10 protein-coding genes are annotated in these 12,423 nt (G+C 43.9%); 4 read left to right on the forward strand and 6 right to left on the reverse strand.

From position 1 onward, the window contains the following. Positions 1-9: 9 nt before the first annotated feature. Together L3V25_RS15120 and glmU are read left to right on the forward strand one after the other, a co-directional pair. Positions 10-432: a F0F1 ATP synthase subunit epsilon gene (locus L3V25_RS15120; protein WP_027695057.1), complete on the forward strand. Its 423-nt coding sequence runs from the start codon at positions 10-12 to the stop codon at positions 430-432. Positions 433-575: 143 nt separating this feature from the next. Then, positions 576-1,934 carry a bifunctional UDP-N-acetylglucosamine diphosphorylase/glucosamine-1-phosphate N-acetyltransferase GlmU gene (glmU, locus tag L3V25_RS15125; RefSeq protein WP_237296304.1) on the forward strand — a complete coding sequence of 453 codons (1,359 nt, stop codon included), beginning with the start codon at positions 576-578 and terminating at the stop codon, positions 1,932-1,934. Positions 1,935-2,024: 90 nt separating this feature from the next. On the opposite strand, the gene punC is transcribed toward glmU, so the two are convergent. Continuing rightward, positions 2,025-3,212, reverse strand: a complete 1,188-nt coding sequence (punC, locus tag L3V25_RS15130) for a purine nucleoside transporter PunC (protein ID WP_237296334.1) — start codon at positions 3,210-3,212, stop codon at positions 2,025-2,027. Between the two features lie 146 nt (positions 3,213-3,358). Between punC and punR the strand changes: the two genes are divergently transcribed. Beyond that, positions 3,359-4,258, forward strand: coding sequence for a DNA-binding transcriptional activator PunR (punR, locus tag L3V25_RS15135; protein ID WP_193000038.1), 900 nt, complete (start codon positions 3,359-3,361; stop codon positions 4,256-4,258). A gap of 179 nt (positions 4,259-4,437) precedes the next feature. On the opposite strand, the gene murP is transcribed toward punR, so the two are convergent. Together murP and murQ are read right to left on the reverse strand one after the other, a co-directional pair. Further along, positions 4,438-5,886, reverse strand: coding sequence for a PTS N-acetylmuramic acid transporter subunit IIBC (murP, locus tag L3V25_RS15140; protein ID WP_237296305.1), 1,449 nt, complete (start codon positions 5,884-5,886; stop codon positions 4,438-4,440). A gap of 27 nt (positions 5,887-5,913) precedes the next feature. Next, complete coding sequence (gene murQ, locus L3V25_RS15145; protein ID WP_237296306.1) at positions 5,914-6,813, reverse strand: N-acetylmuramic acid 6-phosphate etherase; 900 nt, start codon at positions 6,811-6,813, stop codon at positions 5,914-5,916. Positions 6,814-7,061: 248 nt separating this feature from the next. Here murQ and L3V25_RS15150 point away from each other — a divergent pair, with 248 nt between their 5' ends. Continuing rightward, positions 7,062-7,916 (forward strand): SIS domain-containing protein, encoded by an 855-nt coding sequence (locus L3V25_RS15150; RefSeq protein WP_237296307.1) that lies wholly within the window; start codon positions 7,062-7,064, stop codon positions 7,914-7,916. Between the two features lie 91 nt (positions 7,917-8,007). Here L3V25_RS15150 and ilvA read toward each other — a convergent pair whose 3' ends face one another. From ilvA to ilvE, 3 genes are all read right to left on the reverse strand, one after another. After that, entirely contained in the window at positions 8,008-9,555 is a 1,548-nt protein-coding gene (gene ilvA / locus L3V25_RS15155) for a threonine ammonia-lyase, biosynthetic (protein WP_237296308.1), read from the reverse strand. Between the two features lie 5 nt (positions 9,556-9,560). Further along, complete coding sequence (ilvD, locus tag L3V25_RS15160) at positions 9,561-11,402, reverse strand: dihydroxy-acid dehydratase (RefSeq protein ID WP_237296309.1); 1,842 nt, start codon at positions 11,400-11,402, stop codon at positions 9,561-9,563. A gap of 68 nt (positions 11,403-11,470) precedes the next feature. After that, a complete protein-coding gene (ilvE, locus tag L3V25_RS15165; protein ID WP_237296310.1) occupies positions 11,471-12,409 on the reverse strand; it encodes a branched-chain-amino-acid transaminase in 939 nt (312 codons plus the stop codon). Positions 12,410-12,423 lie beyond the last annotated feature (14 nt).

The raw sequence follows: 12,423 nt of genomic DNA on the forward strand, positions 1-12,423 counted from the left end.
GGAGGCAACATGGCTATGACTTTTCACCTAGACATCGTAAGTGCTGAGAAAAAATTATTTTCTGGTACGGTCGAATCTTTCATGGTGACAGGTAGTGAAGGTGAACTAGGTATTTACCCAGGACACACTCCACTTCTGACTGCTATTAAGCCTGGTATGGTGCGTTTAATTAAGCAACACGGCCACGAAGAAATTATTTATGTTTCTGGTGGCATGGTTGAAGTTCAACCGGGTACTGCAACAGTACTGGCTGATACCGCAATCCGTGGTGAAGACTTAGATGCAGCTAAGGCTGAAGAAGCCAAACGCAAAGCTGAAGAGAATATTAAGAATCAGCATGGCGACATTGACTTCGTTAAAGCGACCAGTGATCTGGCGAAAGCAATTGCTCAGTTACGAGTAATTGAATTAACGCGCAAATCACATCGTTAAGTTTTAGCGGTAATAGAGTAAGAATAAAAGGCGGCCTAAGGTCGCCTTTTTTGTTGTTTTTTTGTCAGTACGTCTCAAATTTTGGTCAAAGTGACTACTTTTAAGGTAGAATCTTTGCAGATTAATCTTATAGGTAATGCTTTATGAATTTTAGCGCTGTCATTCTTGCCGCGGGTAAAGGTACTCGCATGTATTCTGAAAAACCTAAAGTCCTACACCGCTTGGCTGGTCGTCCGATGGCAAAACATGTCATTGATACTTGTGCCAAAGTGGGTGCGCAAAATATTCATTTGGTTTATGGCCACGGTGGCGATCAAATGAAGGAAGCTTTAGGTTCTGAGCCAGTTAATTGGGTGCTACAAGAAAAACAACTTGGAACTGGCCACGCGGTGAACCAAGCGGCTCCCGATTTTGCTGACGATGAAAAAGTTCTTATTTTGTATGGTGATGTACCATTAATTTCTAGTGAAACCGTTGAAAACTTACTCGATGCTCAACCAAATGGTGGTATTGCACTACTAACGGTTATCTTGAAAAAGCCAGAAGGTTACGGCCGTATTATTCGTAAAAATGGCCCAGTGGTAGCGATTGTTGAGCAAAAAGATGCCACGGAAGAACAAAAGCTAATTAAAGAAATCAACACCGGCGTGATGGTTGCCACTGGTGGTGATTTAAAGCGTTGGCTATCCGCGCTTAAAAATGAAAATGCTCAAGGCGAATATTATCTTACCGATATTATTGCCGCTGCTCATAAAGAAGGCCGTGCAGTTGAAGCGGTTCACCCTGTTAGCCCGATAGAGGTTGAAGGCGTTAACGATAGAGCTCAGCTAGCAAGACTGGAAAGAGCCTATCAGTCAATGCAAGCGCAAAGACTATTAGAACAAGGTGTGATGCTACGCGATCCAAATCGTTTTGATTTACGCGGAGAAGTACACTTTGGAATGGACGTTGAAATTGATGTGAATGTTATCTTAAAAGGTAAAGTTACCATTGGTAATAATGTCCAAATCGGCGCTGGCTGCATATTAAAAGATTGTGAGATTAAAGATAACGCGATTCTTTACCCTTATAGCATTGTTGAAGAGTCTGTTGTTGGTGAAGAGTGTACCGTTGGGCCTTATGCGCGTTTACGCCCAGGTTCTGAGCTGAAAAAAGCTGCTCACGTGGGTAACTTTGTTGAAATCAAAAATGCCACTCTAGGTGAAGACTCTAAAGCTGGCCACTTAACTTATTTAGGTGATGCACAAATTGGTGATCGTGTGAATCTTGGTGCTGGTGTGATCACTTGCAACTACGATGGTGCAAATAAGTTTAAGACCACCATTGGTGATGATGTGTTTGTGGGGTCTGATTCTCAATTAATCGCGCCTGTTACGATTGCCGATGGTTCAACCATTGGTGCTGGTACCACATTAACGAAAGATGTGGCTGAGAATGAATTAGTGATCACGCGAGCGAAAGAGCGTGTCATTGCTGGTTGGAAACGCCCAACGAAAAAATAGAACAAAGTTCGTAAAGAGCCGTTTCTCGAAACTCGAAAAAGCCCACAGTTATGTGGGCTTTGTTATATCTAGTCTCGAGAAACGTATTAACTATACTTCTTCTACTAACTCAGCAGTTACTTCTACTTTTGATACTGAGAACAAGTAGCCAGCTAATAAGCCAAGCGTACATAAAACAGCAACAAAACCAGTGGTTGGCAGTGCTTGGCTAGCAAACGCCGCTACTAAAGCACTGGCTAAGCCACTGATACAAATCTGTAAGCTATTTTGTAGTCCCGCTGCGGTAGCAGGGCTGTTTTTGCAACTTGAAAGCGCACGATTGACTACGATTGGGTATAACGCACCGTTCGCGACGGCAATAAAGCAGAACGGGATCAACACCGGCCAAATCGTGCTGATGTCCATTTGCGAAGCAATAAACATCACGATAGATGAAACTGTGAATAGGGCTAATAAAGCTTTTAATACCTTGCCATCACCGAGTTTGGCGACATAACGTTTACCAAAGTAACCACCCGCCATAAAGGCAATGGTTTGAGGAACAAAGCTTAAGCCGATATCTTTTGCATCATAGCCCATAGAAGTCATGATTTCTGGCATACCGGTAAGGTAGGCAAAGAAACACGCTGAAGCCATCGCAAACATCAATACGTTACCTAGGTAAACTCGAGAGCCAAACAAGCCTTTAATATCTTGCTTGATAGACGTTTGTTTTGGTTCGGCTGCTGGATCTTTTGGTTGAGCTAGTGTCATCCAAGTTAGCGCAGCACCGACTACGGTTAAGAAAATAAAGATGCTCGACCAACCAAAGTGGCTCATTAAGAAAACGCCAAGTTGTGGTGCGATAGCAGGTGATAAAGCCACTAATGGCATGATGGATGCAAACACTTGTTGGCTAACTGAGCTTGAGTAGCGCTTAATCACCATCGCTTGCCAGATCACTGCTGGCGCACAAACCCCAATCGCTTGAATAAAGCGTAGAGTCAATAATTGCCATACTTCTTGGCTAAAACCTAAACCCAGTGATGCTAAAGAGAACAGCACTAAGCCAGTCGCGAGCGTATTACGATGACCAAACTTATCAGAAGCTAGACCCCATAACAGCTGACCAGAAGCCATACCGGCTAAAAAGATCGATAAAGACAAAGCAATCGATTCTGGACCAGTAGAAAAATGCGCTTCTAAGGTTTTGAATGCTGGCAAATACATGTCGGTGGCAACAAAGCCCAACATAGATAATGCAGCAAGATAAAATAATTGTGTTTTTGCGATATTCATAAAGCGACCATTCAGGATAGAAATTGACGTAATGCCAAAGATTAACCGCATTATAAATTCTTCTATCTGAGAAATTAAACGTTATAATTTTAACTCATCGTTCAATTTTTTTGATGGATAGAAAAATCAGTTAAGTGGAAGGGAATATGTACTCAAAGCAATCATTACAAATGCTCGATACCGTAGCGCGTATGGGCAGTTTTACTGCAGCGGCAGAGCAATTACATAAAGTTCCTTCGGCGATAAGTTATGCGGTTCGTCAGGTTGAACAAGAGCTTGGTGTGAAACTATTTCATCGATTAACTCGCAAAGTGCAATTAACCGAAGCCGGTGAACACTTTATTAAAGAAGCACGCCAGTTATTGCGTCAAATGGAAGAAGTGAAAGCGCAAACCAAACGAGTCGAAAGTGGTTACCATAAAACCGTTAAGCTAACCCTAGATAACATCGTAAAACTTGAGCAGTTAAAGCCTTTAATTGAGGACTTTTATAACACTTTCGATTATGCCGAATTGCAGATCAACATGGAGGTGTTTAATGGTTCATGGGAAGCGATTTCTGAAGGACGTGCAGATGTTGTGATAGGAGCAACCTCTGCAATTCCAGTGAGTGGCGATTATGGTGTTAAACCTATGGGTAGTATTGACTGGGCGTATGTGATGGCCGCCGACCACCCATTAGCGAGTCAAAGCGAATTAACCGATGACGATTTAGCCGCGATCCCAGCTATTTGTTTGGATGATACCTCGACCATTCTACCTAAACGCCATACTTGGCATTCTGCACAGCAGCGTCGTTTATTACTGCCTAACTGGTTTAGTGCGATTGAGTGTTTAAAAAATAAAGTCGGAATGGGGTATATGCCGCGTCACATGGCGACGTTTTTTATCGAGCAAGGTGATTTAATTGAAGTGAATCTCACCGGCGATAAACCTTTAAGTGCTTGTTGTTTGGTATGGCGCAAGAACCAAGATAATAAGCTGGTGGAATGGTTGATAGACTACCTTGGCGATAGCCAGAAAATGTATCAAGACTGGCTTAAATGAGTTGTGAGCTATGGGAATGACTATTAATCGAAAAATGAAAAAAAGCGCCTTTACCGTTAAATGATTTTACTGGTAAAGGCGCAAGCTAGGATCTAGGGGGGAATCTAGCTTAAATAATAATTAACTTAACTCTGTTAATTAAGAGATTGTTAATTAAGAGATTGTTATCTCAAAGAGGCTTAGCTTAAATCCACATCCTTAGTGCCAAAGAAATAGGTCGCAAGGAAGCCAACAATGTAAGAAATCAGTAGTCCGACTAAGAACACCATCATTGCAGGGAAGATACCGCTAGCGGATGTCATCAGTGGTAGAGCAACAATACCGGATGGACCAAATACGGTATTTAAGCCGACAGGTAATCCAAGATAAGAGACTAAGCCAATAAAGAAGCCACCAGCTGCGCCACCTAAACAAGCCGTCACAAAAGGTTTCACACGAGGTAGAGTTACGCCATAAATCAGTGGCTCACCAATGCCTAAAATTCCCGGAATAATAGCGCCTTTTACTTGCGTTCTTAGTAGAGCATCTTTGTTAGCTTTAAAGTAAAGCGCCATTGAAGCACCCACTTGACCGCCGCCCGCCATGGCTAGAATAGGGAACAGTGAGTTAAAGCCTTGTGTTTCCATTAACGCAAAGTAGACAGGAACAAAACCTTGGTGAATACCAAACACCACTGAGATTAGGAATAAGCCGGCGAGAATAGCGGCACCAATCGGGTTGTCATTTAGGTTTAAGAACAACCAAGACATACCTTTAAACAGCTCGCCACCAATTGGCATGATCACGACAAAAGTCACAACACCCATAATTAATAAGGTGACGACCGAGGTTAAGATCATATCGAGGTCATCGGGCATGTATTTGCGTACAAATTTCTCGACCTGCGCACCAATGATCGCCGCCATCAATACGCCGATAATATTACCGCGTGGATCGATAGTCATACCGAAGAACTCACTCATGCCAGAGTAAATGCCTGAGGTCGCATCTGGGTTATAGCCTAGTACGAACAGTGACGCTAAGATGGCACCGTTAACTCCTGAACCGCCAAAAGCCTGTTGAGCGTTATAGCCAATTAAGATACTTAAGAAAGCAAATAGGCCTTTACCAAATACTTTCATATAAGCGATCAGATCGACCATAAAAACACTTGGCGTTTGATCGAGAACGTAAATTTGCTCAAGTAGGGTAGCAAAACCGAGTAGTAAACCAGCCGCAATAAAGCCCGGAATTAACGGGGTAAAGATGGTGGCAAACTTACTTAAGAAGCGTTGTACACCGCTAGTTTGTTTACTTTTCATCTGCTTTTTTTGATCAGATGCGATGCTCGATAAATCTTGGTTTTCTACTGGTTGTGCTGTTTCTGAGCTTGAATTGGCAATTAAGTCATTCATCAGATCGGCAGCGGTTTGCGCTTTACCTGGGCCTAAAATAATTTGCAGTTGTTCGTCACCTTCAACCACCCCCATTACGCCAGCGACTGACTTTAAGCTTGTTAAATCAATCACACCGTAGTTGTTGAGTGATAGGCGTAAGCGCGTCATGCAGTTGCCGCATTTATTGATATTTGCACTACCACCAACGGTCGCTAAGATGGTTTCCATCATTGCAGAAGTAATTTTCGCCATGATTTTATTCCTTTAGTGATTGTGAAATCAGTTAATTAAAGCGGCACGAATAAAGCCGTTATGTTGAGTTAAACGCTGTTTTGCTTGCTGCGCATCAATATCAGCTAGGATCATCAAAATAGCGGTTTTGCAGTGACGGTCACATGCATTCAATGCTTGTTCAGCTTGCTCAGTCGTCGCGCCGGTTGCTTCCACCACAATATTGGTTTGGCGCTGAATGAGTTTGGCGTTAGTGGCTTCTACATCCACCATTAGGTTGCCAAAGACTTTACCACTGCGAATCATTGCGCCAGTGGTTAACATATTCAGTACTAGTTTTTGTGCGGTGCCAGCTTTCATGCGAGATGAGCCAGTAACCACTTCGGCACCGACAATCGGAGTAATCACTATTTTGGCTTGTGCTTCCATTGGGCAACCCGGATTGCAAGCCAGTGAGACTGTGGTCGCGCCTACTGAATTAGCATATTTCAAACCGCCAATCACATAAGGAGTACGGCCACTGGCGGCGATTCCCACTACTACGTCTTTGTTGGTTAGATTTAGTGATTCAAGATCCGACTGGCCGAGTTCGACATTGTCTTCAGCATTCTCGACCGCTTTTAAAATAGCTTGATGACCACCCGCAATTAAACCGACTACTAGCTCTGGGTTGCTTCCATAAGTTGGCGGGCACTCACTTGCATCAAGAATACCTAGTCGGCCAGAAGTGCCTGCGCCCATATAAATCAATCGACCACCAGAGGCAAACGCTTGGGTGATCACATCGACTGCTTGAGCAATTTTGGGTAGTTCCGCTTTCACCGCCAGAGGGACTTTTTGATCTTCTTGGTTAATGATGGTCAGCATCTCTTGTGTTGAAAGGGTATCAATCTCAGCACTGGCAGTATTTCGGCTTTCCGTCACTAAGTGGGTTAAATCAATTTTCATAATATGTCTCTTTGGTGGAAGGTGATTTGATGGCGATAATATGGAATAAATTATTCTTTGTTGGTGATCGGGATCACAGCTGAAGTTATTCTTTTTAGGCTTATTTATGGAATAATGGCGTGATAATTTTGTTTAATATCTCAGCGATTTTCATTAGTGTTTAATTAAATTAATGAGTTAAATTAGCTTGTTGTTATTCCTATTGTTGGAATAATTTATTCTTTTTTGTGAGTTGTTTAGGGTGGTTTATGTCGGTTTTTCATAAAATGATTAAACAAAGGGATGGTATTTCATCGAGTGGACGAAAAATTATCGACTGGATAAATCAAAACCCAGAGCAAGCTTGCCATTTAACCAGCCAAGAGATGGCCGATTTAATTCAGGTTAGCCAATCAAGTATCGTTAAGCTTACGCAAAAGCTCGGCTATAAGGGTTACAGTCAGTTTAAATTGGCGATTAATGAAGATTTAATTCGTCGCCATTCCTCTCAAGTGACCCCTTTACATCATGATATTTTGGCCGATGATCCGGTTACTGTGATTGCTCAGAAGCTAGTCCAAAGCAAGATTGATGCAATGGTCAATACCACCAATGCATTGTCGATGGCGGTGTGCGAGCAAGCGATTCATTGGATTGATAATGCTGAGCGAGTGCAAATTGTCGGCATTGGTGGCTCAGCATTAACCGCCAAGGATTTAAGTTATAAATTACTTAAGTTAGGTGTCACAGCGTTAACTGAATCAGATAGTCATGTCCAATTGGCGGTAGCGCGCATTTTAACCCCGCAAGATGTGCAAATCGTGATTTCATTTTCAGGGGATAGAAAAGAAGTGTTATTAGCCGCGGAAACCGCCAAGCAGCAAGGCGCGAAAGTGATCGCATTAACCTCACCCAAAAGCAGTAAATTAAGAAAAATTGCCGATCTATGTTTTGATACCATTGCCGATGAAAGTCAAAACCGCAGTTCTTCTATTGCATCGCGTACAGCACAAAACGTAATTACCGATTTATTGTTTATTCAGCTAGTCCAATATAAAGAAGATACTGCCAGAGTGCTAATTGATGAAATTCGCTCGGATGTTGAACGCTTTTCTTCAAAGTGATCTTTAATAAAAATATCAAGATAAAGCACTTATCAGCGTTATGTATTGGATGATAAGTGCTTTGATTTTGTAGACTAGCTTATTGTTAAAGTTAACTTAAAAAGAACTTATACGACGGGCTGTCATTTTCATCTTTATATTGGTAACCCAACTCTTTTAGATGAGCGGAAAAACGCTCTAAGTCGGAATCTTCTAGCTCAAAACCACATAACACTCGACCATAATCCGCGCCATGGTTACGGTAGTTAAATAAGCTAATGTTCCAATGAGTACCTAAAGTACTAAGGAAGTTCAGTAGTGCACCAGGGGATTCAGGAAACTCAAAGCTGTATAAACGTTCTTTCAATGGTTTAAGAGGCTTTCCGCCCACCATATAACGAACATGCAGCTTCGCCATTTCATCATCAGAAAGGTCTGCTACTGGATAGCCGCCTTGGCGTAGTTCTTCAACAATATGATCTAACTCTTGTTGACCATCTTGCAGGCGAACACCGACAAAAATATTGGCTTGAGTGTCATCGTTATAACGATAATTAAACTCTGTTACCGCACGGCCACCAATTAGATTACAAAACTCAAAGAAGGCGCCTTTGCGTTCAGGAATCGTGACCGCTAACAAACCTTCACGTTTTTCACCAAGTTCGCAGCGTTCTGAAACATAACGTAGCCCGTGGAAGTTGGTATTGGCGCCAGACAGTACCGTACCAAGTTGTTTACCTTGCAGTTGATGTTGTTCAGTAAACTTCTTCAAACCCGCTAAGGCAAGTGCCCCTGAAGGCTCAGCAATCGCGCGAGTATCTTCAAAGATGTCTTTGACTGCCGCGCAGATTTCATCGCTAGAAACCGTAATGTGTCCATCAAGGTATTCTTGGCAGACGCGGAAGGTTTCATTGCCTATGATTTTTACCGCCACACCATCGGCGAACATGCTAACGCGATCAAGTGGTACTGGTTTACCGGCATCGAGCGCGGCTTTTAAACAGGCGGAATCTTCCGGCTCAACCGCAATCACTTTAATCTCTGGCATTAATTGTTTGATTAATACCGCCACACCGGCGGCTAAACCACCGCCACCTACTGGCACAAAGATATAATCTAAGTGGCCATTTTGTTGCAGCATTTCCATGCCGATCGTGCCTTGACCAGCGATCACTAACGGGTGATCAAAGGGCGGCACATAGGAATAGCCATGTAATTCGGCTAAACGCTCGGCTTCGGCTTTGGCTTCATCAAAGTTACTACCGTGAAGTAATACTTCCCCACCAAAGTTACGTACTGCCGTGACTTTAATGTCTGGTGTGGTGGTCGGCATCACGATAATGGCTTTGATATTCAGCAAATTACCAGATAGCGCGATACCTTGGGCGTGATTACCTGCCGATGCAGTGATTACACCGGCCTGCTTTTGCGCTTCAGTTAAACTGGCGACCATGTTGTAGGCGCCACGTAGTTTAAAAGAGTGAACCGGTTGGCGGTCTTCACGCTTGATTTGTACTTTATTGCCTAAGCGCTCCGATAAGCGGGTCATTTCCTGAAAAGGAGTAACGATCGCCGCTTCATAGACTGGTGCGCGCAAAATGTGGCGCAGGTATTCTGCGCCAGTATGTGGCAAATTGAGCGATTGGGATTCATCTGGCATAAGGATTACTCCTCTAGCTTAGATTTATCACGTACCGCGCCTTTATCTGCGCTGGTGGCTAACATCGCGTAAGCTTTAAGGGCAAAAGACACACTGCGCTCACGAGCGGCAGGTTTCCAACCGAGTTGGTCTTGTTTAGCGCGACGTTCTGCTAATTCTTGCTCGCTCACTTCGAGTTCAATCGTACGGTTAGGAATGTCGATGGTGATCGTGTCACCTTGGTTAACTAAACCTATCGTGCCGCCATTAGCCGCTTCTGGAGAGGCATGACCAATCGATAAACCTGACGTACCACCAGAAAAGCGTCCATCAGTTAGTAGCGCACATTCTTTACCTAAGCCCATAGATTTTAGGTAAGTGGTTGGGTAAAGCATTTCTTGCATGCCCGGGCCACCTTTAGGGCCTTCGTAGCGGATCACTACCACATCACCAGCTTTGACTTTGCCACCTAGAATGCCTTCAACCGCATCTTCTTGGCTTTCAAATACCACAGCAGGGCCTTTGAATTGTAAGCTGTTTTCATCAACGCCTGCGGTTTTAACAATACAACCATCGAGTGCAATATTACCGCTGAGTACCGCAAGACCACCATCTTGGCTAAAGGCGTTTTCTTTGGTGCGAATACAACCATTTTCACGGTCATCATCGAGCGTATCCCAACGACAATCTTGTGAGAAAGCTTTGGTGGTACGAATACCCGCAGGGCCCGCGCGGAAGAATTTCTTCACTTCTTCGGATTCGGTTTGCATGATGTCGTACTGCGCTAATTGCTCAGACATACTTAGACCAAGGACGGTTCTGGTTTGATTATGGATAAGACCTGCACGATCAAGTTCTGCCAAAATCGCCATCACACCACCAGCGCGGTGAACATCTTCCATGTGGTATTTCGGTGTGGAAGGGGCCACTTTACAGATGTTGGGAATTTGACGAGACATGCGATCGATATCGTCCATCACAAAGTCAATGTCACCTTCTTGAGCCGCGGCTAATAGGTGAAGTACGGTATTGGTTGAGCCGCCCATTGCGATATCGAGCGCCATCGCATTTTCAAAGGCATCTTTATTAGCAATATTACGTGGCAGTGCTGAGTCATCATCTTCTAGGTAGTAACGTTTTGTTAGTTCAACAATGCGTTGGCCGGCTTTAAGGAAAAGTTGTTCACGGTCAGCGTGCGTCGCTAGCATTGAACCATTACCCGGCTGACTTAAACCAAGCGCTTCAGTTAAGCAGTTCATTGAGTTGGCGGTAAACATACCTGAACATGAGCCACACGTTGGGCAAGCAGAGCGCTCGACTTGTTCGCTTTGTTCATCGGATACTTTTGGATCCGCGCCTTGGATCATGGCATCAACTAAATCAAGCTTGATGATCTGATCTGAAAGCTTAGTTTTACCCGCTTCCATTGGGCCACCAGAAACAAAGATCACTGGAATATTAAGACGCATTGATGCCATTAACATTCCCGGAGTGATTTTGTCACAGTTAGAGATACAGACCATAGCATCGGCGCAGTGGGCATTAACCATGTACTCTACGGAGTCGGCAATCAGTTCGCGCGATGGTAGAGAATACAGCATGCCGCCGTGCCCCATCGCGATACCATCATCCACGGCGATGGTGTTAAATTCTTTAGCGATACCGCCTGCTTTTTCAATTTCAGCAGCAACCAGTTGGCCCATGTCTTTTAGGTGCACGTGACCGGGAACAAACTGAGTAAATGAGTTAACTACGGCAATAATTGGCTTACCGAAGTCTTCTTCTTTTACACCGGTGGCACGCCATAAAGCACGTGCGCCAGCCATGTTACGGCCGTGAGTGGTAGTGGCGGAGCGATAGATAGGCATAGTGTTAAATCCTTTTAAATCTTAATAAATTGGTCAATCAATATTGGTAAACTACTCGTTATTTAGGCTTATTTACCTTGAGGGTAAACTGGATCTAACCAGTCCCATTTGTCTTCGGTAGTACCATCAAATAAGCCAAAGAAGCTTGATTGAATATGTTCGGTAATTGGGCCGCGTTTGCCAGCGCCAACCGTAATTTGGTCGACACTACGTACCGGTACAATTTCAGCCGCGGTGCCAGTCATAAAGATTTCATCGGCAAGGTAGAGTGCTTCACGGGCAATGTTGGCTTCTTCAATTTCATAGCCGAGCTCTTTGGCTAGGATAACAATTGAATCACGAGTAATACCTGGCAGAATCGAGCTGGTGGCAGGAGGTGTGACAATCTTGCCATTCTTCACTACAAAAATATTTTCACCCGCGCCTTCTGAAATATAACCATTCACGCTCAATGCAATTCCTTCATCGTAACCATGACGACGAGCTTCACCACCGACCAATAAAGAAGAAAGGTAGTTACCACCGGCTTTAGCGGCGGTTGGAATGGTGTTTGGCGCAGCGCGGTTCCAGCTAGAAATCATCGCATCGACACCATTAGCCAGCGCTTCTTCACCTAGGTAAGAACCCCAAGGGAAAGCGGCAATGATTACTTCCATTTCTGAATCGACTGGTGGGCAAACCCCTAGACCAACATTACCGACAAAACCTAATGGACGAATATAAGCTGAATCTAGCTTGTTAACGCGTAGCGTTTCGCGACAGGCTTCCATCATTTCTTCTACTGAATATGGAATTGGGAAACGGTAGATTTTTGCTGAATCTTTTAAGCGATCCATATGTTCTTTATGACGGAACACAATTGGGCCATTTGGCGTGTTGTAGCAACGAATACCTTCAAATACCGAAGTACCATAGTGCATAGCATGCGTTAAGACGTGGACATTAGCCTCAGCCCAAGGCACCATTTTTCCATTAAACCAAATAAAATCTGCGGTATTTGTAGCCATCTTGGTCTTCCTTT

The organism is Vibrio sp. CK2-1 (assembly GCF_021726515.1).
Classification (GTDB): domain Bacteria; phylum Pseudomonadota; class Gammaproteobacteria; order Enterobacterales; family Vibrionaceae; genus Vibrio.